This window comes from Devosia yakushimensis (assembly GCF_030159855.1).
GTDB classification, from domain to species: Bacteria; Pseudomonadota; Alphaproteobacteria; order Rhizobiales; family Devosiaceae; genus Devosia; species Devosia yakushimensis.
The window spans coordinates 816,258-839,708 of record NZ_BSNG01000001.1 but is presented as its reverse complement, the minus strand read 5'-3'; the positions used below and the strand labels follow the sequence as shown (position 1 = coordinate 839,708).

23 protein-coding genes and 1 other RNA gene are annotated in these 23,451 nt (G+C 62.6%); 5 read left to right on the top strand and 19 right to left on the bottom strand.

Annotated elements, in window-relative coordinates; translation table 11 throughout:
* Window positions 1-7: 7 nt before the first annotated feature.
* The 6 genes from QQL79_RS03990 to QQL79_RS03965 all read right to left on the bottom strand — a co-directional run bounded on the left by QQL79_RS03990 (window position 8) and on the right by QQL79_RS03965 (window position 6,445).
* Window positions 8-892: a cell division protein FtsQ/DivIB gene (locus QQL79_RS03990; RefSeq protein WP_284388134.1), complete on the bottom strand. Its 885-nt coding sequence runs from the start codon at window positions 890-892 to the stop codon at window positions 8-10.
* Complete coding sequence (locus tag QQL79_RS03985) at window positions 880-1,800, bottom strand: D-alanine--D-alanine ligase (protein ID WP_284388132.1); 921 nt, start codon at window positions 1,798-1,800, stop codon at window positions 880-882. Before QQL79_RS03985 ends, QQL79_RS03990 begins: the two co-directional genes overlap by 13 nt.
* 11 nt (window positions 1,801-1,811) lie before the next feature.
* Window positions 1,812-3,230 (bottom strand): UDP-N-acetylmuramate--L-alanine ligase, encoded by a 1,419-nt coding sequence (murC, locus tag QQL79_RS03980; protein WP_284388130.1) that lies wholly within the window; start codon window positions 3,228-3,230, stop codon window positions 1,812-1,814.
* Window positions 3,227-4,342 (bottom strand): undecaprenyldiphospho-muramoylpentapeptide beta-N-acetylglucosaminyltransferase, encoded by a 1,116-nt coding sequence (gene murG, locus QQL79_RS03975; RefSeq protein ID WP_284388129.1) that lies wholly within the window; start codon window positions 4,340-4,342, stop codon window positions 3,227-3,229. The genes murC and murG overlap by 4 nt, the downstream gene beginning before the upstream one ends.
* Window positions 4,339-5,499: an FtsW/RodA/SpoVE family cell cycle protein gene (locus QQL79_RS03970; protein ID WP_284392814.1), complete on the bottom strand. Its 1,161-nt coding sequence runs from the start codon at window positions 5,497-5,499 to the stop codon at window positions 4,339-4,341. Before QQL79_RS03970 ends, murG begins: the two co-directional genes overlap by 4 nt.
* Before the next feature lie 154 nt (window positions 5,500-5,653).
* Window positions 5,654-6,445 carry a DUF4394 domain-containing protein gene (locus QQL79_RS03965; RefSeq protein ID WP_284388127.1) on the bottom strand — a complete coding sequence of 264 codons (792 nt, stop codon included), beginning with the start codon at window positions 6,443-6,445 and terminating at the stop codon, window positions 5,654-5,656.
* Between the two features lie 152 nt (window positions 6,446-6,597).
* Here QQL79_RS03965 and QQL79_RS03960 point away from each other — a divergent pair, with 152 nt between their 5' ends.
* Window positions 6,598-7,152 carry a sigma-70 family RNA polymerase sigma factor gene (locus QQL79_RS03960; RefSeq protein ID WP_284388125.1) on the top strand — a complete coding sequence of 185 codons (555 nt, stop codon included), beginning with the start codon at window positions 6,598-6,600 and terminating at the stop codon, window positions 7,150-7,152.
* Window positions 7,149-7,844, top strand: coding sequence for an anti-sigma factor (locus tag QQL79_RS03955; protein ID WP_284388123.1), 696 nt, complete (start codon window positions 7,149-7,151; stop codon window positions 7,842-7,844). Before QQL79_RS03960 ends, QQL79_RS03955 begins: the two co-directional genes overlap by 4 nt.
* Here the strand turns inward: QQL79_RS03955 and mraY are convergent.
* From mraY to QQL79_RS03900, 11 genes are all read right to left on the bottom strand, one after another.
* A complete protein-coding gene (gene mraY, locus QQL79_RS03950) occupies window positions 7,841-8,926 on the bottom strand; it encodes a phospho-N-acetylmuramoyl-pentapeptide-transferase (protein WP_284388120.1) in 1,086 nt (361 codons plus the stop codon). The two genes, QQL79_RS03955 and mraY, sit on opposite strands and share 4 nt — an antisense overlap.
* Window positions 8,927-8,952: 26 nt before the next feature.
* Entirely contained in the window at window positions 8,953-10,344 is a 1,392-nt protein-coding gene (locus QQL79_RS03945; RefSeq protein ID WP_284388118.1) for a UDP-N-acetylmuramoyl-tripeptide--D-alanyl-D-alanine ligase, read from the bottom strand.
* Window positions 10,344-11,789: a UDP-N-acetylmuramoyl-L-alanyl-D-glutamate--2,6-diaminopimelate ligase gene (locus QQL79_RS03940; protein ID WP_284388116.1), complete on the bottom strand. Its 1,446-nt coding sequence runs from the start codon at window positions 11,787-11,789 to the stop codon at window positions 10,344-10,346. Before QQL79_RS03940 ends, QQL79_RS03945 begins: the two co-directional genes overlap by 1 nt.
* Before the next feature lie 20 nt (window positions 11,790-11,809).
* Window positions 11,810-13,522, bottom strand: coding sequence for a peptidoglycan D,D-transpeptidase FtsI family protein (locus QQL79_RS03935; protein ID WP_284388114.1), 1,713 nt, complete (start codon window positions 13,520-13,522; stop codon window positions 11,810-11,812).
* Window positions 13,522-13,905: a cell division protein FtsL gene (gene ftsL, locus QQL79_RS03930; protein ID WP_284388112.1), complete on the bottom strand. Its 384-nt coding sequence runs from the start codon at window positions 13,903-13,905 to the stop codon at window positions 13,522-13,524. Before ftsL ends, QQL79_RS03935 begins: the two co-directional genes overlap by 1 nt.
* Window positions 13,902-14,903, bottom strand: coding sequence for a 16S rRNA (cytosine(1402)-N(4))-methyltransferase RsmH (rsmH, locus tag QQL79_RS03925; RefSeq protein ID WP_284388109.1), 1,002 nt, complete (start codon window positions 14,901-14,903; stop codon window positions 13,902-13,904). Before rsmH ends, ftsL begins: the two co-directional genes overlap by 4 nt.
* 337 nt (window positions 14,904-15,240) lie before the next feature.
* Window positions 15,241-15,626, bottom strand: an RNA gene (rnpB, locus tag QQL79_RS03920) — RNase P RNA component class A.
* Window positions 15,627-15,659: 33 nt separating this feature from the next.
* A complete protein-coding gene (locus QQL79_RS03915) occupies window positions 15,660-16,421 on the bottom strand; it encodes a J domain-containing protein (RefSeq protein WP_284388107.1) in 762 nt (253 codons plus the stop codon).
* Between the two features lie 99 nt (window positions 16,422-16,520).
* Window positions 16,521-17,285, bottom strand: a complete 765-nt coding sequence (locus tag QQL79_RS03910; protein ID WP_284388105.1) for a hypothetical protein — start codon at window positions 17,283-17,285, stop codon at window positions 16,521-16,523.
* Between the two features lie 189 nt (window positions 17,286-17,474).
* Window positions 17,475-18,371 carry a methylenetetrahydrofolate reductase [NAD(P)H] gene (gene metF, locus QQL79_RS03905; protein WP_284388103.1) on the bottom strand — a complete coding sequence of 299 codons (897 nt, stop codon included), beginning with the start codon at window positions 18,369-18,371 and terminating at the stop codon, window positions 17,475-17,477.
* A 12-nt stretch (window positions 18,372-18,383) separates the two neighbouring features.
* The gene (locus QQL79_RS03900) at window positions 18,384-19,334 is read right to left on the bottom strand and encodes an ArsR/SmtB family transcription factor (RefSeq protein WP_284388101.1); all 951 of its coding nucleotides are present in this window, start codon (window positions 19,332-19,334) and stop codon (window positions 18,384-18,386) included.
* A 152-nt stretch (window positions 19,335-19,486) separates the two neighbouring features.
* On the opposite strand from QQL79_RS03900, the gene QQL79_RS03895 reads away from it, so the two are divergent.
* Together QQL79_RS03895 and QQL79_RS03890 are read left to right on the top strand one after the other, a co-directional pair.
* A complete protein-coding gene (locus tag QQL79_RS03895) occupies window positions 19,487-19,741 on the top strand; it encodes a type II toxin-antitoxin system VapB family antitoxin (RefSeq protein ID WP_284388099.1) in 255 nt (84 codons plus the stop codon).
* Window positions 19,738-20,148, top strand: a complete 411-nt coding sequence (locus QQL79_RS03890; protein ID WP_348523168.1) for a type II toxin-antitoxin system VapC family toxin — start codon at window positions 19,738-19,740, stop codon at window positions 20,146-20,148. Before QQL79_RS03895 ends, QQL79_RS03890 begins: the two co-directional genes overlap by 4 nt.
* A gap of 42 nt (window positions 20,149-20,190) precedes the next feature.
* On the opposite strand, the gene QQL79_RS03885 is transcribed toward QQL79_RS03890, so the two are convergent.
* A complete protein-coding gene (locus QQL79_RS03885; protein WP_284388097.1) occupies window positions 20,191-21,315 on the bottom strand; it encodes a DUF2336 domain-containing protein in 1,125 nt (374 codons plus the stop codon).
* 185 nt (window positions 21,316-21,500) lie between these two features.
* On the opposite strand from QQL79_RS03885, the gene QQL79_RS03880 reads away from it, so the two are divergent.
* Window positions 21,501-21,851: a hypothetical protein gene (locus tag QQL79_RS03880; protein ID WP_284388095.1), complete on the top strand. Its 351-nt coding sequence runs from the start codon at window positions 21,501-21,503 to the stop codon at window positions 21,849-21,851.
* A gap of 49 nt (window positions 21,852-21,900) precedes the next feature.
* Here QQL79_RS03880 and QQL79_RS03875 read toward each other — a convergent pair whose 3' ends face one another.
* Window positions 21,901-23,400, bottom strand: a complete 1,500-nt coding sequence (locus QQL79_RS03875) for a catalase (protein ID WP_284388093.1) — start codon at window positions 23,398-23,400, stop codon at window positions 21,901-21,903.
* Between the last annotated feature and the right edge of the window lie 51 nt (window positions 23,401-23,451).

The following is a 23,451-nucleotide window of genomic DNA, read 5'->3' as shown; positions in this document are numbered from 1 at the left end:
TCGGTCATCATCGCGTTTTGGTTTCTTCTACGGCAGGTTTGGTCGGGCGCAGCGCAACGAGATTGTCGACGCGCAGATCGATCACGGTGATATCGCGATCCAGGAGGCGATAGTCCGCCTCATACATGGCGAGCTTGCGCAGCGCCTGGGCCACGCCCAGCTCGGGCAATTGCACGCGCAGGCCCGTGTCATAGATCATGTCCCAGCGGCGGTCGGCGATGCGCGACAGGGCCAGAAGGCCATTCTTGAGGCCGGGAAACTGTTCGAGCGCCCGGATCATCACCAAGGCATCGTCGGCCGCGCCATCGCCGATGACCAGCGGCAGGTCGCTATAGGCGCCCTGGTCTTCCCCGATCTGCTCGCCCTGCCCGTCAACGACGAAGGTCACGCCATCGATGCGCCAGCGGGCAATGGGGGTCTTCTCGGTGATGGTAACAAGCACGTCGCCGGGATAATTCTTGCGCACATTGACCGTCTCGACCGAAGCCAGCTCGGCAATGCGCTGGCGGGCGGCCTCGACATCGAAGCTGACCGTGGAGGTCTTGGGCTGAATGCCCAGCGCGTCGAAAATATCCTGCTCGCTGGTCAGCGACTGGCCGGTGATGGAGATTTCGCCAATGGCAAAGCCGGCATCGGCGAATTCGCCCTGCGCGATGCCACCAAGGGCGGAGAGGCCCGCGCCCAGTGGTTCACGGACCTGATAGACGACGCCGACAACGGCGAGAAGGGCAATGACCGAACAGGTGCGCACGATGGCCTTGCGGTGCAGCACCCAGGCCCGGCCGACATTATTGATGAGTTTGCGCCGCGGGGAGCGGACAGGAACAGGCAATGCACGGGGATTTACGATCCGCGCGCCAGCGAGAAATGCCTCGCTTTTTACCTGTTGCAACTCGCGTCCTCCACCATCCAGGAGACAAGATCTTCGTAGCTATGGCCCGCGTGAGCCGCCTGCTCGGGCGCCAGGGAAACCGCAGTCATTCCCGGCTGGGTATTGATTTCGAGGCAGACCAGTTCACCATCCTCGCCCACCGCGTCGTTGTAGCGGAAATCGCACCGCGTCACGCCCCGGCAACCAAGAGCCGCATGCGCGGCCAGACTCAGTTTTTGCACTTTGTCGTAAATTTTAGGTTGAAGCGGTGCGGGAAGGAGATGGCGCGCACCGCCTTTGGTGTATTTGGCTTCATAGTTGAAGAAGGTGAGATCGGTGACCACCTCGGTCACACCCAGCGCCACATCGCCCATGACGGCGCAGGTGAGTTCGCGGCCGGGCACGTAACGCTCCACCATCACCTCTTCGCCCGAAGTCCAGTCCTCACGCAAAATCTCCTGTGGCGGATGGCTGGTGCCGGCCTTGACGATGAAAACCCCTAAACTCGAGCCGTCCGCGATGGGCTTGATGACATAGGGGGGCGGCATGACATGGGCCCGCGCGGCTTCGGCGCGGGAGACGATGACGTGATCGGTCACCGGCACACCGGCCGCCTTGAACATGATCTTGGCCTGGTGCTTGTTCATGGCCAGCGCCGAGGCCAGTACGCCCGAATGAGTATAGGGAATCTGCATCAATTCGAGCAGGCCCTGGATCATGCCGCTTTCGCCGAACATGCCGTGCAGGGCATTGAACGCCACATCGGGCTTCAGCTCGGCCAGGACATTGGCAATGTCGCGGCCGACATCGACCTCGCTCACCTTGTAGCCGGCATTGCGCAAAGCGGCGGCGCAACCGGCGCCCGACATGAGCGACACCGGCCGCTCATTGGACCAGCCACCCATCAGGACGGCGACGTGTTTGGTCATGGCGTGATCCCTTACTGTACTTCTTTGCCCAGCAGCGCGGCCAGTTCGCCTGGCAAGGCGGCGGCCCATTGGGTGATATTGCCGGCGCCCAGGCACACGACATAGTCGCCATCCTCGGCCCGCCCGGCAATCAGCGCGGCCAGGTCTTCGGGGCGATCGAGCACGCGGGCGTCGCGATGGCCACGGGCGCGGATGCGGTTGACCAGCTCTTCATTGGTCACGCCCGCGATCGGCTGCTCGCCGGCGGCATAGACCGGGGAGACGATGACGGTGTCGGCATCGTTGAAGCAGGCTGCGAAATCGTCGAACAGATCATGCAGCCGGCTATAGCGATGCGGCTGCACCACGGCGATCACGTCGCGCCTGGTGGACTGGCGGGCAGCGCGCAGCACGGCGGCGATCTCGACCGGGTGATGGCCGTAATCGTCGATGACGGTGATGCCGCCAACGGTGCCGGTGCGGGTAAAGCGACGCTTGACGCCGGTAAAGCCCTTGAGCCCCTTGCGGATGGCCTCGGCCGGAACATGCAGCTGATCGGCCACGGCAATGGCGGCGGTGGCGTTGAGCGCATTGTGGACGCCCGGCATGGGCAATTCGAGCCCATCGATGCGCAATTGCGTCATGCGGATGCGGTCGCGGATCTCGACGGCGAAATGACTGACGCCATCGACGGTTTCGAGATCGACCAGGCGCACATCGGCCTGCGGATTGCGGCCATAGGTGATGACACGGCGATCGCGGATTTCGCCCACCAGGGCCTGCACTTCGGGGTGATCGAGACACATCACGGCAAAGCCGTAGAAGGGCACGTTCTCGACGAATTGGTGGAAGGCGCGCTTGACCCCCTCGAAGTCTCGATAGTGATCGAGATGCTCGGGATCGATATTGGTGACGACAGCCACATCGGCCGGCAACTTGACAAAGGTGCCATCGCTTTCGTCGGCCTCGGCCACCATCCATTCGCCGCTGCCCAGCCGCGCATTGGTGCCATAGGCATTGATGATGCCGCCATTGATGACGGTGGGATCGAGATCGCCGGCATCGAGCAGGGTCGCGACCAGGGTGGTGGTCGTGGTCTTGCCATGCGTGCCGCCAATGGCGATGGCATTCTTGAACCGCATGATCTCGGCCAGCATTTCGGCGCGGCGCACCACGGGAAGCGCCCGGGCGCGAGCGGCGACCAGCTCGGGATTATCCTTCTTGATGGCCGAGGAAACGACGACAACAGCCGCTTCGCCAAGATTTTCGGCCTTCTGGCCGATCTCGATGCGAATACCCATGTCGCGCAGGCGCTGCACATTGGGATTGGCAGCGGCATCGGACCCCTGCACCACATAGCCCTGATTGTGCAGGATTTCGGCAATGCCGCTCATGCCGATGCCACCAATGCCCACGAAGTGAACGGGGCCGATATTGTGGGGCATTTTCATGAGTTGCGTTCCATTTCGGTAGTGCCCTTCCCGGCAAGCCGCTCGGCTATGTCGGCCAGCTTCTCGACGGCGCGGGGCTGGCCCAGCGCGCGGGCAGCGGCGGCGGCCTTGGTCAGCGTCGCCGGGTCGGTGATGAGGTCAGTAAGGCGAGTGCCTAGCGATTGCGGCGACAGCGTGGCTTGCTCGGCGATCCAGCCGGCGCCCGCTGTATCGACCACCAGGGCATTGTTCTTCTGGTCGGCATCGAGCGCGCCGGGCAGCGGCACCAGGATCGATGGCCGGCCGATGACGCAGAGTTCGGTAATGGTGGAGGCGCCGGAGCGGCCGATGACCAGATGGCTCCGGGAGATCTTTTCCGGCAGGTCGGTGAAGAAGGGAGCCAGCTCAACATTGACCTTGGCACGGCGATAGACCTCGGCCACGCGGTCCAGGTCCTCGGCGCGGCATTGCTGAACGATGCGCAGGCGCTGCCGCAAATGCTCGGGAATGAGCGCGACGGCCTCGGGCACGATGTCGGAAAGCGCCTTGGCGCCCTGGCTGCCGCCGAACACTACCAGATTCACCGGACTATCGGCCTCGAGCGGCGGATAGGGCATGCCGGCCAGCACCCGCACACGATCGCGCACGGGATTGCCGGTAACGACTTTTTCGATTCTGAGGCCGTCGGCAAATTTGGTTTCGGCAAAGCTCATGGCCAGCACATCGGCAAAGCGGCCCAGCGCCCGGTTGGCGCGGCCCATCACCGCATTCTGCTCATGCAGGATGCCGGGAATACCCAATAGGCTGGCCGCGACGAAAGGCGGGAATGTGGGATAGCCGCCAAAGCCGATCACCGCATCGGGCTTGCTCTGGCGGAGCTTGCCGAAAGCGACGCCGATGCCGCCCAATATCTTGAGCCCGCCTGCGACGAATTTGAGCGGATTGCTGAGCGATGGCGTGGCCGAGGGCACGATATGGATTTGCGTGGCCGGAAAGTCCGAGCCGTAGCTTTCCACGCGATGATCGGTCATCAGCTCGACCAGATGACCGCGCCGCACCAATTCCTGGGCCAGCGACATGGCCGGGAAGAGATGCCCCCCCGTGCCACCCGCCATGAGGATGAACTTCTTCATTCAGCTGGTGCCAATGCGCTCTTGTAGGTGGGAATACCGGTGACCATGCGTTCCTCGGGCTTGGTGCGTGTCAGGGCCAGCATCAGCCCCATGCCGAAGGCAATCGCGATCATCGAGGTACCGCCATAGCTGACGAATGGCAATGTCATGCCCTTGGGCGGAACCAGGTTGAGATTGACCGCCAGGTTGATGCCCGATTGCACGGCAAACTGGATGGCCAGGGTAGAGGCAGCCAGCCGGGCGAAGAGGCTGGTCTGGCGCTGCGCACCCATCATGGCGCGGATGACGATGAAGGCGATGAGCGCCACCAGCACCATGCAGAAAATGATGCCGAATTCCCCGGCGGCAGCCGAAAACACATAGTCGGCATGCGCATCGGGGATGAGCTTTTTGGCGATGGATTCACCCGGGCCCCGGCCGAACCAGCCGCCTTCGAGCAGGGACTGCAAGGCGCGGTCGATCTGATAGGTATTGCCGCCCCCTTCGGGGTTGAGGAAGGTATCGATGCGGCGGGACACGTGCGGGAACATCAGATAGGCCCCGGCAATCAGCCCGCCGGCAGCACCGGCCAGCCCGAAAATGATCCACCACGAAATGCCCGAGATGAACAGCATGGTCGCCCAGGTGGCGAGCACCAGCGCGGTCTGCCCGATATCGGGTTGCAGCAACAGCGCGCCAACAATGGAGAACATGATCAGCGTAGCAATGATTTTGCCGGGCACATTCCTGTGCACCATGGATTCCGAGAACAGCCAGGCGCCCAGCACGGCAAAGGCCGGCTTGACGAATTCGGATGGCTGCACCGACTGCCCCAGAAAGGAAATCCAGCGGCGTGCGCCCTTGACCTCGGTGCCGAAGCGCAGCGTTGCCCAGAGCAGGGCAAGGCTGACAACCAGCGTGACCAGCGCCGCGACGCGCGCCTGGCGGTGGTTCATCAATGACGCGCCGATCAACACCGGCAGCGCCAAGAGGCAGAACAGGGCGTGGCGGATGATAAAAAACCAGGGCGAGAGCCCGATGCGCTCGGCCACCGGAGGGCTTGCCGCAAAGCTGAGCACCATGCCGCAGGTCATCAGCAGGATCAGTGCACCGAGCAGCTCACGGTCGATCGACCACCACCATTCGGCCAAGGGTGTCTTTTCTGCGCGGGAAAACATCATGGGCGAGCCGGTTCAGCCGGCCTCCTGACAGATAAAATTCGTTTCGAATTGTATCTCGTCGATGGTTACCGATTTCCCACCGGGTTTGCGTTTTGCGAATCGAATAGCAGAAGGCCAGGGCGACGCCCCGGCCTTCTCTCGTCATCCCGAATTACTGCAGGATCGCGATATCGCTCAGCGAGCCCTCGACACCTTCAATGGCGCCAACTGACGTAGCGGCGCCGGTTTCGAGATCGACGGTGTAGAGCGTGTTGTCCACCGCGAGATAGGCGGTGTTGACCAGGTCTGCCGTCGCGGCAATGTCGAAGGCGTAGCTTGTACCGCCTTCGATACCGAGCTTGCCGATTGCGGCCAGGGTGCCATCATTGGGCTTGGTCTGCTGGATCAGCGCAACAATGGTCGCGTCGATATCGAACATCTTGGTGGCTTCGGGCTTGCCGACCGAATTGGTATAGGCGGCAGCAACAATTGCCGGGGTTTCACCGGCATGCATATCGGCGTCTTCATAGGCGAGCTTGCCATCAACCGTCACCACGCCATCGTCCGGATTGACGCGGAAATTGGTGCCGTCAGCGCCCATCAGGCGCAGGCGATCCGCCATCGGGTTGAAGTCGACAATGGCGCCCTCAAAGCTTGGCAGCTTTTCCGACAGCGCGAAGGTGACGGTGGCAGCGCCCGATGCAGGATCGATGGTGACGATCTCGCCAGCGCTTGAAACGCCATAGAGCTTCTTGTCGGCGGGGCGAACATCGATGCCTGCCAATCCGTCGACGCCGGTGACAGCTACGGTGCCGCTGACGGCCAGGGTCTCGGTGTCGAAGGCCACCAGCGTCTTGCCACCGACAAGGCCAATAGCGGGGGCAGCGGCAACAGCGGCGGCAGATGCGGTCAATAGAGCGGCGGCAAGCAGGCTGCGCAGGAAAATCTGGGACAGTACGGTCATGGGGACGTCTCCTCGTTTCTGGGCGCTCTGTGCGCCGGTTACGAAGGGCCTACCCGCCGGGAGACGCATCTGGATGCACCGGCACGAAATTTTCTTTGCCCGCATCCAAATGGATGTCCCGCGTGTAATCGACTTGGAAGGGGAATTCCCCCATGTTGCTGCTCATGGCCGATGTGACCAACACAGATGATCTGATGCGCCGGATCGCCAATGGCGACAAGGCAGCTCTGGCTGAACTGTTCGCCGCCGAATCCGGCCGGCTGATCGGCATCGCCTTGCGCATCCTGCGGCGGCGGGACCTGGCCGAAGAAGCCGTACAGGAAAGCTTTATCGCGGCGTGGCGGCGGGCCAACCAGTTCGACCCGGCACGCGGCTCGGCGCAAGGCTGGCTCACCACCATCACCCGCAACCGCGCGCTCAACATGCTGCGCGATGGCTCGCGTATGGAATATCACGATGGCGACGTATTGGCCGATATGGGTGACCGCAGTGGGGACGCCATGTCGGCATTTGAGGCGCTAGCCGACCGTGACGCGCTCAAGCATTGCCTGGGCCAACTCGACGAGCCCAAGCGCAAGGCGATCCTGTTGTGCTACGTCACCGGCCTCAACCATGGCGAGGCTGCCGCGACCATGAAGGCGCCGCTGGGCACGATCAAAGCCTGGATACGCCGGGGCACAATCGCCTTGCAGGAGTGCCTGTCATGACCCAGGACCAGATGGCCCAGGCTGGCCAATATGTGCTGGGGCTGCTCGAAGGCGCCGAATTGGCGGCGTTCGAGGCCGAGCTGGCGCAGGATGCAGAATTGCGGGCGGCCGTGGACCGGCTGCAAGGCAGTTTCCACACACTTGACGACACGGCTAGACCCGAAGTGGCGAGTGCCGGGCTCTGGTCGGCAATCGACCAGCGGCTGGATGAACCAGCGGCCGACAATGTCACACCCCTGCCCTTGCGCACCACGCGACCACCAATCGCTCAGTGGATGAGCATGGCCGCCGGCGTCGTGGTGGCCTTGGGGCTGGGATATTTTGCCGGCAATCTGGGATCGCGCCAGCCGCAACCTGTGGTGGTGGCAGTGTTGGTCAACCAGACCGATGCTGCGCCGGGGGCAATCGTCGAAGCCTTTGCCGATGACAGCGTGCGACTGGTGCCGCTCGAGGACTTCATGGTGGGCGACAATCAGGTCTTGCAGGTCTGGACCCTGCCGGACCCGGCAACCGGGCCGGTCTCACTGGGCACCTTCACCGATCCGCACACGATCTGGTTGACCGGACCGCAATTGCCCATACCCAAGGCCGGGCAGCTCTATGAGATCACGCTGGAACCGGCACCGGGCTCGCCCACCGGCAAGCCAACGGGGCCGATTTTGGTCAAGGGATTTGCCAAGACGCCGGTTTAGCGCAGCTTGAGCGAGCTCAGCCCGATCAGGGCGAGGACGAAGGAGATGATCCAGAAGCGGATCACCACCTGGCTTTCGGTCCAGCCGAGATGCTCGAAATGGTGGTGGATCGGCGCCATGCGGAACACGCGCTTGCCGGTAAGCCGGAACGAAGCGACCTGCACGATCACCGAAACGGTTTCGAGCACGAAGAGCCCGCCAATGATCGCCAACACGATTTCGTGCTTGGTGGCGACGGCGATGGAGCCGAGCGCGCCACCCAGGGCGAGCGAACCGGTATCGCCCATGAAGATCTGTGCCGGCGGAGCGTTGAACCAGAGGAAGCCCAGGCCCGCGCCGATCAGCGCGCCGCAGACCACCGAGAGCTCGCCGGTGCCCGGGACATAGTTCAGCAGCAGATAATCGGAGAAATTCACGCTACCGACCAGATAGGCAATCAACGCGAAACAGGCGGCGGCGACCATGACGGGGACGATGGCGAGACCATCGAGGCCATCGGTGAGGTTCACCGAATTGCCGGCCGCCATGATGACGAAGCCGCCGAACAGAATGAAGAAATAGCCCAGATCGACCGCCAGCCCTTTGACGAAGGGGAAAAGGAGCGAACTGGCATAGGGCTCGGGGCCAAGCTGGGAAATGGCGTAGCAGGCAATGGCGCCGATCAGGGCTTCAAGGGCCAGGCGCTGCTTGCCGCCAAACCCCTTGTGGCTCATGCGCTTGACCTTGAGATAGTCGTCGTAAAAGCCGATGGCGCCGAAGCCCACGGTGACGAACAGCACCACCCAGACATAGCCATTGGTGAGATTGGACCAGAGCAGGGTCGAAAACACCGCGCCCGAAAGGATCATCAGCCCGCCCATGGTGGGCGTGCCCTTTTTGGTCAGGAGGTGCCCCTGCGGCCCATCTTCGCGGATCGGCTGGCCCTTGCCCTGGCGCAGGCGCAGCCCGTTGATCATGGCCGGGCCAAACAGGAAGACGAAGAACAGCGCGGTGACCACCGCCCCCGCCGTGCGGAAGGTGATGTAGCGGAAGACGTTGAAGGCCGAGACCGCGTCACCCAGCTGACCAAGAAAATAGAGCATGAAGGAAGGGTCCTTGTTGGCTGGGTTTACGTTCCGGAGAACTTGCTGCGGATCTTTTCCACGATGCCCGACAGCCCCACGCCGTTGGACCCTTTGACCATAACCGCGTCGCCATAGGCAAGATCGTTGAGCACGATGTCCGCGATATCCGCAGTGGTTTTTGCGTGGGCGGCAACCCGGTCCGCACCCAGCGCCTCGGCCAGGGCCGTCATATTGCCGCCGACAAGATAGATGCGTTCGGCGCCGGAGCTGATCACGGCGTTCTTGAGGCTGGCATGAAGGGCCGGCCCCTGTTCGCCCAGCTCGAGCATATCGCCCAGGATCAGCACCTTGCGGCCGCCCGGGGCGGTTTGCATGGCAAAGACATCGAGGGCCGCGGTCATGGCTGCCGTATTGGCATTGTAGCTTTCATCGGTCAGCACCAGCGGCTTCTCGGAGGGGCCCAGCACGAGGCGCTGCCCCCTGCCCGGCTGGGCGCCAAAGCCGGCCAGGGCGCGCAGCGCCACAGCGGGCTCGACGCCGGCGATATAGCCCACGGCCATGGCTGCAACGGCATTGGCCAGCATGTGCCGGCCAGGCACGTTGAGCACCAGCGCATGGCGCTGGCCGCCATGCAGCACCGTGGCAAAGCTGTGATCGGCGGTCGATTGCACATCGATGATCTGCCAATCGCAGCCCCGCCCGAACCCATAGGTGACGATATTGGCGACACCCGCCGCTGCCGCATCGAGCAGGAACTGGGTCTGGGGATGATCGGCATTGAGGACGGCCGTGCCGCCCGGCTCCAGCCCCTCGAAAATCTCGGCCTTGGCGGCGGCAATGCCGTCAAGCGAGCCGAAGGCCTCGAGATGGGCGGCCGCGATCGTGGTGATGACGGCGATATGGGGCCGCACCAATTGGCTGAGCGGGCGGATTTCGTCGGGGGCGTTCATGCCCATTTCGAACACGCCGAACTGCGTCGCCTCGGGCATGCGGGCCAGCATCAGCGGCACGCCCCAGTGATTGTTGAAGCTCTTGATCGAGGCATGGGTCTGTCCGGCCGCTTCGAACACGGTGCGAATGGCTTCCTTGGTCGTGGTCTTGCCGACGCTGCCGGTGACACCCACGATCACCGCGCGGCTGCGTTCGCGGCTGGCAATGGCGATATCGCACAGGCCCTCCAGGGCATCGGGCACGATAATGCGGCCGGGGCCCTCGCCTTTCCCCTCGGAGACCAGCGCGGCGACCGCGCCATTGGCCAGCGCGGTTTCGACGAAGTCATGGCCATCGAACCGGTCGCCCTTGATGGCGACGAAGAGCGCGTCCGGGCCAAGCTCCCGGGAGTCGATGGAGATCGAGCCAATGGCCTCTCCGGTCACCGCTTCGGCGCGGCCGCCCGTGGCGGCCAGCAGGGCCTGGACCGAAAAGAGATGTGCCATCAGAGCCCCTTGATTGCCTCCGCCACCACTTCATGGTCGGAAAAATGATGCTTGGTCGTGCCGACGATCTGGTAGTCCTCGTGGCCCTTGCCCGCAACCAGCAGAACATCACCCGGCTGCAGCGATTTGACGGCAGCGATAATGGCTTCCCTGCGGTCGCCGATTTCCCGCGCCCCTTTTGCGGCGGCCATGATTTCCGAACGGATGGTCGCCGGGTCCTCGGTGCGCGGATTGTCGTCGGTGACAATGACATCATCGGCCATGCGCTGGGCGACCTCGCCCATCATCGGCCGCTTGCCCTTGTCCCGGTCGCCGCCGGCCCCGAAGACCACGCGCAACTTTCCCTTGGCATAGGGCCGAAGCGAGGCAAGCGCAGATTCCAGCGCTCCCGGCTTGTGGGAATAATCGACAAACACCGCCGCGCCATTGTGCTCGGCAACCAGTTCGAGCCGCCCCTTGGCGCCGACCAGTTCGGACAGCGCCGGGAAGGCCTGGGCCTTGTCGACGCCGCTCGACATGGCCAGGGCAGCCGCAATCAGGGCATTGGACACCTGGAACTCGCCGGTCAGCGGCAGGTGGAAGCTCAGCTTCTCCCCGACATGGCGCACTTGCACGCGCTGGCCATAGCCCTCCGGCTCGATGGAGAGGATTTCGATATAGGCGCCCTCGCGCCCGACCGTCAGCAGCGTCGCGCTGGCGCTGAGCGCGGCGAACATGAAGGGCTCGTGCTCGGGATCGTCGACATTGACCACGGCCGGGCCGCTATCGACCAGAAGGTCGGTAAAGAGACGCAGCTTGGCGTTGCGGTATTCGTCCATATCGGCGTGATAGTCGAGATGGTCGCGGCTGAGATTGGTGAAGGCCACGGCCTCGAAATGAATGCCATCGAGCCGGCGCTGGTCGAGCCCATGGCTGGAGGCTTCCAGCGCCACATGGTTGATGCCTTGCGCCTTGAGGGCCCGCATGGATTGATGCAGCGTGCGGGAATCGGGGGTGGTGAGGCCCCCCTCGATCAGACGATTGGCTGTTTCAACGCCGATCGTGCCGATGCTGGCGCCAGGAATGCCGGCATAGGTCCAGATCTGCCGCACGAAGGAAGCGACCGATGTCTTGCCATTGGTGCCGGTGACAGCGACGGTGATTTCCGGCTGCGGCTCGAAAATGCGCGAGGCGGCGCGGGCATAGGCGGCACGCACATCCTTGACCAGCACCACCGGCACGCCGGGATCGCCCACCGGGGCGATATCGCTGATAATGGCGAGCGCACCGCGCCGCACGGCTTCCTCGACATGGTCATTGCCATGCGAATGGGTGCCCGGCAGGGCAAAGAAGATATCGCCCGGTTCGATCCGCCGGCTATCGGAATTGAGACCGAAAACGGCGCCCAGGCCCTTTTTGGGGCGGGCGCCGGAGCCTTCAAGCAGCTGTGTTACGCTAAGCGACAAGCGATGAACCCTTCTGGATTTCAGCGATAAGCGGTAGGGACGAAGTCGTCGATGATCGGAGAGAAATCGGGCGCAATTCCGAGCATTGGCGCAACGCGCTGCACAATGCGGCCGGTAACGGTGCCGGCGTTCCAGCCCGCCGTTGTGCCCGATTGCGGATTTTCCGCCTTGGGCTCATCGACCATGATGACCATGGCATATTGCGGATTATCCAGCGGGAAGGCCGAGGCGAAAAAGTTGGTGACCTTGCTGGAAGAATAACGCCCGTCAACGACCTTTTCGGCCGTGCCGGTCTTGCCGCCGACGCGATAGCCGAGGGCCGCCTTATTCATCTGCGAACCCGAACCGCCCTGACCGATCGCGTTAAGGCGCATGAGGGCGCGGATATTGGCGCTGGTTTCGGGCTGGATCACCCGGCGATAGAGCAGTTCGGCTTCGGCTTCGCTGCGCTTGTACAGCGTGGGCGCGATGTAATTGCCGCCATTGACGAAGGCGGAATAGGCCGTGACCATGTGCAGCGGGGATACCGACAGACCATGCCCGAACGAGGCTGTGGCGGCACCGACTTCCGAGAAATCCTTGGGCACGCTAGGGAGCCGCATTTCGGGCAGTTCGAACGACACGCGCTGGTCGAACCCCATCCTGCTGAGAAAGGCCCGGAAGTTTTCCTTGCCCATGGCCTGCATAACGCGGATCGTGCCGATATTGGACGAGAATTTATAGACTTCCGGCAAGGCGAGAATGCGGTGCTTGCCGTGAAAATCGTCGATGGTGAAGCGGCCGAAGCGAACGCCGAAGCGAGCATCGAACTGGTCGGTCATCTTGACCGCGCCGCTGTCGAGCGCGCCGGCCATGGTGACAGTTTTGAAAATCGAGCCCGGCTCGAAAATGCCGGAGGTGATGCGGTTGAACGTGTCCTTGACCAGCGCGGTCTTGGGATCGTTGGGGTTGAAATCGGGCAACGAGGCCAGGGCGATGATTTCGCCGGTATGGATATCGACCATGACCCCGGCGGCAGCGATGGCCTGGTAGCGCGACATGGCATCCACCAATTGCTCATGCATGACATGCTGCACCCGCATGTCGACCGAGAGTTCGACCGGCGCAAGGGCATTGCCGCGGGCCAGGCCCAGCTCCTGCAACAGGGCAACGTTCTCGTCGTCCATATGTTTTTCGATGCCGGAAATGCCCTGATTGTCGATATTGGTCGATCCCAGAATATGGGAGGCCTCGGTCATGCCGGGGTAGAAACGCTTGGATTCGGTGAGGAATTCCACGCCCGGAATGCCCAGGCGCATGATGCGTTCCTGAATGGCAGGAGAAAGCTCGCGCTGCACCCAGACGAAGCCCTTGTCTCCGGTGAGACGATTGCGCAGCCAGGCCTCGTTGAGATTGGGCAGCACGCTGCGGATCTTGGTGACGGCCTCTTCGACATCGATAATGCGGCGCGGCTCGGCATAGAGCGAGGGCACGCGGATATCGACGGCCATTTCGAGACCGTTGCGATCAAGGATCGGCGGGCGGGTCGCGGTGATGACATCGCGCGCCTGTCCTTCAATGGTGGAATCGGGAACCACCATGCCCAATTGCACCAGCCGCCCGCCGACCGCGCCAAAGCCCAGCACCAGCGCCAGCACCATCCAGCGGATGCGCGCCTGGGTTAGGTTGCCGCGGATCTTGCGGCCGCCATCAAGGGCAATGGTTGGGGAAAGGTCTTCGGCGGTAACGGCCATTATTCGATCCCTTCAAGCTCAAGGATGGCATCGATGGGGTCGATGCCCGCTTCGAGCGACTGGAACAGAGCGTCCATCTCGGCATTGTTCGGCTTGACGGGGCGCATGGGAATATCCTGGAAAGCACCGAACTGCTTCTGCTGCACCGGCCCGATGGCCAGCGCCACCTGATGGCGCTTGACGATGGGATCGATGTGGCCGGGCTGGTTGAGCACCGCCCAATCAGCCTTGAGCAGGGACAGATCGCCCTCCTGGCTTTCGATCTGCGCGGCAAGGGCGGTGCGCTCGCTGGCGGTGTGCTCGATGGAGAATTTGAGCGTGTAGACGCCGGCCAGCATGATGACGCTGGTGAAAATCAGGATGATATTGAGATTGCGGATCATGCCGCGCCCCTCACCACCGGCACACCAAGGCCGGTGAATTTGACGGCGCGCGCGGGCGCATCGGAACGGGTGCCGGCGCGCAGAATGGACGAACGGGCGCGCGGATTGCGGCTCAGCTCGGCCTCGCCCGGCTTTCTGGCCTTGGCGACATCAATCCAGCGCAAGGCTTCGCCCTGGGTCTGCGGCAGATGACGCGATTGCGCCGGGCCGCCCTTTTCGGGATCGAAAAAGCGTTTGACGATGCGGTCTTCCAGCGAATGAAAGGTGATGACAGCAAGCCGCCCCCCCTCGCCCAGCAGGCGCTCGGCGGCGAACAGCCCCTCGACCAATTGGTCGAACTCGGCATTGACCGCAATGCGCAGCGCCTGGAAGGAGCGGGTCGCGGGGTGCGCATCACCGGGCTTGCGGCCAATGGCCTTTTCGATGATGCGGGCCAGTTCCAGTGTCGTCTCAATCGGTGCAGTTTCGCGCGCGGCGACGATGAACTGGGCGATGCGGCGCGATTTGCGCTCTTCGCCAAAAGCATAAAGCAGATTGGCCAGCGCCTCGGCCTCCAGCCCATTGACCAGATCGGCGGCGCTTTCGCCCTCCCCGCTCATCCGCATGTCGAGCGGCCCCTCGCGCATGAAGGAAAAGCCGCGCTCGGCTTCGTCCAGCTGCATGGAGGAAACGCCGATATCGAGCACGACGCCATCGATCGAGCCATGCTCGGCGGTCAGCGCATCCAGCTCGGAAAACGTACCAGCAACAAAGGTGAAGCGGCCGGAAAACTCGGCCAGCAGCGCATCGGCAAAGGGTTTGACGCTGGGGTCGCGATCGATGGCGATGACAGAGGCACCGGCCTGGAGCAGAGCGCGCGAATAGCCACCAGCCCCGAATGTGCCATCGACAATGCGCTTGCCCTCCAGCGGCGCGAAGGCAGCCAGCACCTCGTCCAACAGGACGGGGATATGCGGGCCAGCATTTGGGCTGGTTTCGGGCACGGAACGCTTGCCCATAAAGGCCACTACTCCACTGCCGGCCGGGACCGGTTCGTAAACTTCCCGCCACTTTGACCAAGGACGTTTAAGATTCTGTTTCCCATTTCGGGATGGCGGGAAATTTACCGGCATTTGGTGCCGGGATGACATGGTGCGTGAGGAAGCTCAAAACCTTGCCCATCACCATCGCCTCCCTCGGGCTCGACCCGAGGGTCACTCCTGGCAAGCACATGCGTTAGTGCGGAGGAGAATGGCCCTCGGGTCGAGCCCGAGGGAGGCGATTGTGGGGAGCTGGGATGGAGGCAAACGCTACCGCCACCCGGCGCGAGCGCGCATGTACGGCATTGGAGAGGTAAACGCCAGTTGACCTATAAGCCGGGTTCTGTAGGGCCGCGTTGCCGCGGCGTGGTGACCATTCATCTGCGACGCCTGTTGCCAGACGCCTGCTGCAACCAACCCGGATGATCTGGCCTCAAAACAGGCTGGGGCCGAAGCCCCGCGTCATCCCTATTTGGTCTTGCTCCCGGTGGGGTTTACCGTGCGGCTTCCATTGCTGGTCGCCCGGTGCGCTCTTACCGCACCCTTTCACCCTTACCCTGGCATGCCAGAGCGGTTTGCTTTCTGTGGCACTTTCCCTGAGGTCGCCCTCGCCGGACGTTATCCGGCACCGTGTTTCGAAGGAGCCCGGACTTTCCTCCAACGGACAGTTACCCGTCCGCCAGCGGTCACCCGGTCAACTGGCTGGCGCGTTTGTGATGGAGAGACGGGGTGCCGTCAAGCCAGCAAGGGCGCGGGCCTCGGTTTGATGATGGCCTGATAGGCAAGATTGATCGAGGCCATGCGCGCCGTCGCCACGTCGATCAGCTCCTCGGGAACGCCCTTGGCGATCAACCGGTCGGGGTGATGCTCGGACACCAGCAGGCGATAGACCCGACGCACTTCCTCGGGCGGCGCATTGGGCGCGAGGCCCAGCACGACATAGGGATCAACCCCTTCGGCCAACACGACATGCTGGCTGGCCATCTGCTCGAACCGCACATCGTCGAAGCCGAAAATGTCGCTCACCGACTTGAGGTAATCAAGCTCGGCCTCATGCACCATGCCATCGGCAGTGGCGATGAAGAACAGGCTATCGAGCACATGCTCAAGCGTGTCGGGGCTGCCGGAAAAAAAGCGTGCGATCTTGCGCGCATAGCTCTCGTAGCCGGCAACATCCTGCTTGGCGAGGTTGAACAGCCGCTCGACCTGCGATTCCTGGCCCTGAGCGACCTCGACAGTCGCATTGAAGGCGCGCATTTCCGAAGCAGTCACAATGCCGTCAGCCACCGCCATTTTTGCCGACAGCGCAATGAGGGCGAGCGTAAAGGCCGCATCCCGTCCACCCGGCAACCAGGTATCGGGATCAAGTATATTGGCGATGGAGCCGACCAGACCCGTTCTTTGGCTGAACGAGCCCAGGAACTGGGACAGCTTCTGGCAGATGTCTCGATTGTCTTCAGCTTTGCGCACGCAGCACAGCATGGTGACGTCTTTCACGAAGCGACCACCAATGGGGGAATCCAAGGGTGATATGCTGGACCAGCATATCCTCCCCATCGCGTCCGGTCCATTGCCGGGCGCGCATACCAGCTTACATCAATTGGTGAACGGCAGGAAAATCGGTTCGTCGATCGGACCGACATAACGGTCATAGGCCTGCGGCACCGGGACCTGGTCTAGAAAAAACCCACCCGGACGATAATCATCGCGCTGGACCCCGCCCTGTTGCTGGCGACGCTCCAGGAATTCGGACAGCGGGCCGCTTTCCCAATCTTCGAGATCGCGCGCTGTGACCGCGACAGGCGGCGCGGGCTGGCTGACGGAAGGTGGAATAATGACCTGCTCAGATGGTGAGGGGGCACGAGCGGCCATCGGCTTCGGCCGCATGGAAAGCGGCATGGGCACGGGCGCGATCTTCCCGGGCGGCAGGGACGCAACCTCTATCGGATCGGTCGCGACCGGTGCAGGAGCGGTGACCGGGGGACCCGCGGGCTCGGTAGCGGCCGTCGCAGGCGCGGGCGTTGCGGCCGGGGCCGTTTCCGCAGGCGCATCAGAAATATAGCTGGGCAGCTTGCGGCCCGATTGCACATAGGCATTGAGCGGGTCGGACGCGTTGGGAGCGGGCTTGGCGGCGGCTTCCGCCACCTGCACGGGCTTGGCCGGCGCTGTCTCAGCCACCTGCTCGGGACGCTGGGAAGCCGGCGCGGGAACCGGCGCAACCGGCTCGATGACGGCAACCTGCGCGGCCGTTTCCCGGCCGCCAAGCAATTGAGCAGACAACAAATCCGCTACCGGAATTCCGACGACGAGAAGGGCACCGGCCCAGGCCAGGCCATTGGTAATGCGGCGATCGATCTGCATGGTCTTCAACGTCCCGATTTGCTTCGCCCTCCGCAGAGGGAAAGAGCCGGAATTGATGGCGGTTTTATGGAACTGCCCGGCTCCGTCTCATTGCTACCCGCTGGCTGAATGGGACCTGAACGACGCTTTTTTCAGGCCACCGACACTCGGGCGGCGACCTGATGGCACCAGATCATGGTAAATGCAAGGTTAATCCGGCCGCCGGCCCAGAATGCGCGCCAGCGCCAAAGCCAGGTTCGAGCGGTTCATCGTATAGATGTGAAATTCGGTGACGCCCTCATCAAGCAGCTCGACAACCTGCTCCGCCGCGACGGCCGAAGCGACCAGCGCATGGGTCTCCGGATCCTCGTCGAGCCCGGCAAAACGCTCGGCCAGCCAATCGGGAATCGAGGCGCCGCAACGGGATGCGAAGTTCGAAATCTGCTTGAAGCTGTGGATCGGCTGGATGCCGGGCACGATCGGGGCATCAATGCCGGCCGCCCGGGCGCGCTCGACATAGCGGAGATAGTCGGCATTGGAGAAGAACATCTGCGTGATGGCGCGGCTGGCGCCGGCATCGAGCTTGCGCTTCAGATTGTCGATATCGGTCTGCCAATCCGCGCTTTGCGGGTGCTTTTCGGGATAGGCGGCAACCGAAATGTCGAAATCACCGATGCGACGGATGCCGGCAACGAGGTCGGCCGCGTTCTGGTAGCCTTCCGGATGCGGGGTGAAGGGCTGGCCAACCCCCTCCGGCGGATCGCCGCGCAGCGCCACGATGCGGTTGATACCGGCTTCGGCATAGCCGCGCACGACGGCGTCCACCTCGTCACGCGTGGCCCCGACACAGGTCAGATGCGCCGCGGCGTCGACACCGGTATCTCTTTTAACCGAGGACACCATGCGCAGGGTGCGCTCACGGGTCGAGCCGCCCGCACCATAGGTTACCGAGACGAAGCGCGGCTGCAGGGGCGCCAGCTTGTGGATGGAGTCCCAGAACCGCTCCTCCATGGCATCGGTCTTGGGCGGGAAGAATTCGAAGGAAAGCTGCAGGTCCGGGCGCTGCCCTGCGATTTTCCGGCTGGCACGCGCATTATCGTCGATCATCGTCATATCCGTTCAAGTCTTGTCGCTGAGGCGCCAGAGGCAGACCGTCAAGCCGTTGTCACCATTCTCGCCGGGAAACTCGCGAACCGCCTCGACCGAAAGGCCGGCAGCAGCGGCCCAGCCGCTCATTTGCGCCTGCGACAGGCCAAGCCGCCTATGGGCATGCTCGGTGCGCAGGAATTCCAGGTTATGCGGGGCAAAATCCACGATCAGCATTTCGCCACCCGCTTTCAGCAGGCGCCGCGCCTGCGCCAGCATTCGGCCCGGATCGTCGAAATAATGCAGCACCTGATGGATCACGATCACATCGGCCGAACCGGTTGCGGTATCGAGATCGGCAATATCGCCCAACCGCACCTGAGCATGACCAAGGCCGGCGGCGGCAAGGCGCGAGCGGGCCACGGCCAGCATTTCCCGGCTGGAATCGATGCCGATACCGCGCTTGTAGAAATCGGCGAGCAGCTCGAGCATGCGGCCAGTGCCCGTGCCCAGATCGATCAGCAGCCCTACCGAGCGCCCCGCCAATGCCTCGACAATGGCGGCCTCAATAGCTTCCTCGGGCACATGCAGCGTCTTGAGCAAGTCCCAGCTGCCCGCGACCTTCGCGAAATACTCGGCCGCCTGCGCCTGCTGGGCGGCACGCACCGCAGCCTGCCGCTCAATATCGCGGCGGCGCTCCGGATCGGCGCCATCGAGACGCTCGATGACCCATTGCGCCAGCGCCGAACCATCACCCGATTGCGCCAGACCATAATAGGCCCAGGCCCCCTCGGCATTGCGCTCGATCAGCCCGGCATCGGCAAGCAGCTTGAGATGGCGTGAGACACGGGGCTGGCTTTGCCGGAGAATTTCCGTCAAATCCTTGACCGAATGGTCGCCATCGGCCAGCAATGCCAACAGGCGCAACCGGGTCCCCTCACCCGCCGCCTTCAGCACCCCCACCAATGTCGCCAGCTCCGCCATCGCACCTCACGAGATATAAAGATGTCTTTATATCTATTTTGGAGCGGTGGTCTAGTGACTCATGGTGTTGGAGTATGAAAGTGGCTCTGCATTGATTATGTAGAGCAATAGGACTACATATGTATCATACAAAATATACATCAGGTGGCGTCATGGCATTGAACGTCAACAACAAGCAGGCGGACGAGCTGACGCGCAAATTTGCACAGATCGAAGGCGTGGGCTTGACCGAGGCAATCGTTATCGCAATGCGCGAGGCCATTGCCCGGCGACGGACGAACGAAACGCCGCGCCAGACGGTGCAGCGGGTGCTATCCAAGCACGGTATTTCTAACGACGCCGAGGCGCGTCGACCCCTGCCGAAATCGGCCTATGACGAGATGTGGGGCGATGGGGACGGCAAATGACCCTGTTCGTCGATGCTTCCGCGCTCGTCGCGTTGCTTTCCGAGGAGCCGGAGGCCGAGCGCGTCAGCAATGCCATTGCCGAGGCCGAAGCGCCATTCACCTCAGCTTTGGTCATTCTGGAAACGGCGTTGGCGCTATCACGGCCTGACAAGTGGAACCTGCCCATCGAGCAGGTGGAAGTCGTCGTGCTGGAGGTGTTGGAGGAGCGCGGTATCGTCCTCAAAGACCTGCCGGAACCACTTATAGCCACCCAGCTTTCAATCAATGCTGCCGCACGATTTCGCAGGGGCCGCCATGGTCTGAACCTAGCGGATTGCCTGCACTATGCTTGTGCCAAGCATTATGACGTACCGGTGCTTGCGACGGATGACGAGTTTCGTCAAACGGACTTGCAAGTAGCACCCTAGGTCCATGGATCACGGGCGCCGCGTGCAGAGCGCCCTAGAACCCTAAGCCACGTTGGCGCGGTCGTCGCCGGCGGTGCGCTTGCGGAAGGAGTGGGCGCGCCAGAGTTCGAAAATGCCGGAGGCTTCGTCTTTTTCGAGGGCTTCGAAGCGGCTTCTCACCATGGTCTTGTCGGCCTGGGACGGCAGGTCGCGCCAGGGCAAGGTAGCAACAATGGCCTCGAACAATTCCGGCGTCAGGCCAGCAGCCCGCAGGGCCACGGTGATCGCCACATAGTCCTGGCTGGCCAGCCATTTGACGAAAACCTCGGGGCTGACGCGCAGCACGACCGTCAATGCGGCGGCGGCGTGGTGGCCATAGCCGAAGCGGGCAAAGCGGGCCAGTGCACGGTCATCGAGCTGCTTGCGGTCGCTGAGTGCCTTGACCTGGTTATAGGCCACTTTCCACTCATTGGCCGAGAAGCCGGCGCGGTTGCGCATGCGGTTGTAAACGACGGCATTGACCTTGCCGGCGGCGACCGGATCGAGCGACTTGTCCTCGTCCAGGGTCTCGAGCACTTTGCTCGCAACGCTATCGATCTCGCCGCGCAGGGAACCCCAATCGATCTCGGGGCGGCCGCGCAGATCGGCGGCGATTTCAGCGTCGGCAGTGGCGCGGGCCACCAGCTTTTCCAGCGTGGCCTTGTCGAACTCGGCATTGGAATTGCGCACCAGCCGGGTGATCGAAGAGGCTTCGCCATGTTCGACAATGGCCTCGCCGACACGCTCGGCCACGCTGCTGCGGCCGGCAATGGCGATACGATGCTGTTCACCCTGCCGGGCGATGATGTCGATCAGATCGTCATCGGAAAGGACATTGGAGAATTCGAGCAGGGGCTTGGCCACCTCGATATCGTCATTGGCCAGCTTGACCACGACCGTACCCGGCGCGCGTTCCAGCGGCGCAAGAAGCTTGGCGACGTGAATGCGGGCCTCGACCTCGACGAGTTCTGCGAGCTGGCACAGCACTTCATCATATTGGGCGACCTGTTCGTCGTCGCAGCGGTCCGACACATAGCTGAAAAGCTGCGCCATATTGCGGAAGAGCTGTTCGCGTTCGCCGCGATCGTTCTCGCCATTGAGCACTCGAAAGCTCGAAAACGCGCGCTGGCCCTGGTCAAGTTCGGTCATCAAGTCCCCCGGCTCCTGCCGCGTAAAATCCCATCAGCGGCAAAGTGGACTGCCACCTTCTTGCACGGGCTGAAGGGAGCAGGCCGGATTTGATTCAAATTTTATGAGACGACGATACCAGGCGGTCACTTGCCCGTTACCGCTGCCGGTGCTTGGATCAAGAACCCCATTAATGGAGGATTTTCATGCGTATCATTGCTCTGACGACAATATTTGCCGCATTCAGCATCGCCCCGGTTCTGGCGGACGATGTTCCCGCCAACCTACATGGTCACTGGGCCATTGACGGCGCCTGCGAAAAGGCGGACGATTCCATCCACATCGAAGGCAATACACTGAGCCTGGGCGCGGCGGCCGCCGCCGATGTCGAGTTCTTCCCCGACGACAGCCCCGCGGGCAATGGCGCCATCCATTGGAGCGAGGAAGGCAATGTCGACAATTTCGAATATGCCCCCGATAGCGACGAGCTGCTCTACAATGGCGAAGGCTATGGCATGGGCGTAGCGGCCGTCGTCTACAAGCGCTGCAAGAGCTAATAGACAAAGGCCGGTCACAAGGACCGGCCTTTCTTCACTGTGTGGCGGCTTATTCGGCCGCCGCGCTTTCCTGATCGGAAATGCTGTCCTTGGCCTGCCCGGCCAGCGCCGCGCGGGCCGCCCTTATGCCCTGGGCATAGGCGGGGTCGATCAGATGGAAATGGGCCAGCTGGCGCTCGATGATCTCGTCGGGCACGCCATCCATTGCGGCGGCGAGATTGTCGAAGAGCCGCCCCTTCTGGGCATCGTCGAAGAGGTTGAACAGCGCCCGCGGCTGGCCGTAATCGTCATTGCCATCGCGATGGTTGTACCGGTCGGCATCGCCCACGATGCGCAGCGGTGGCTCCTTGACCGACTTGTCTTCTACCGGCCCGCCAAAGGAGTTGGGCTCGTAATAGGCGTCCGAATTGCCGGTTTTGATGCCGCCATAGACATTCATCTGGCCATCGCGGTGATAGTGCTGCACGGCAACCTTGGGCTGGTTGACCGGGATCGATTCATAATGCGTGCCCAGCCGGTAGCGATGGGCATCGGCATAGGAGAACACGCGGGCCTGCAGCATCTTGTCGGGCGAATAGCCGATGCCGGGAACCTTGTTGGACGGCGAAAAGGCCGCCTGTTCGATTTCGGCAAAGTAATTGTCGGCATTGCGGTTGAGCTCGACGACACCGACCTCGATCACCGGATAGTCGGCATGCGGCCAGACCTTGGTCAGATCGAAGGGATTGTACGGCGTCTTGTCCGCATCGGCCTCGGGCATGATCTGCACTTCCAGGCGCCAGCGCGGGAATTCGCCGCGGTCGATCGTACCGAAAAGATGGGCCTGATAGCTCTCGCGATCCTGGCCGATGATCTTCTCGGCCTCGGCATTGGTGTAATGCTTGTGGCCCTGCAGGGTCTTGAAGTGGAACTTGACCCAGAAGCGCTCGCCCTTTTCGTTCCAGAACGAATAGGTGTGGCTGCCATAGCCATTCATATACATCGGGGCGACCGGCAGGCCGCGATCGGAAAACAGCGTCGTGATCTGGTGCAGCGATTCCGGGCTCTGGCTCCAGAAATCCCACATGGCGGTCTTGGAGCGCATATTGGTGCGCGGATGACGCTTCTGGGTATGGATGAAATCGGGGAATTTCAGCGGATCGCGCACGAAGAAGACCGGGGTATTGTTGCCCACCAGGTCCCAATTGCCTTCATCGGTATAGAACTTGATGGCAAAGCCGCGCACGTCGCGCTCGGCATCGGCCGCGCCCATTTCGCCGGCGACGGTGGAGAAACGGATCAGCAGATCGGTCTTCTTGCCCACTGCGCCGAAGAGCTTGGCGATAGTGTATTGGGAAAGGTCCTTGGTGATGGTCAGTGTTCCATAGGCACCCCAGCCCTTGGCATGGACGACACGCTCGGGAATGCGCTCGCGATTCTGGTGCGCGAGCTTTTCGAGCAGCTGATAGTCCTGCAGCAGAACCGGGCCGCGGGCCCCGGCCGTCTCGCTATTCTGATTGTCCGATACCGGCGCGCCGGCGCTGGTTGTGAGGCGGGGTTTGTCGATCATTGCTGCAATCTCCCTGGAATAATTCCAAACTAACTTCGTTTTGCCTCTTCG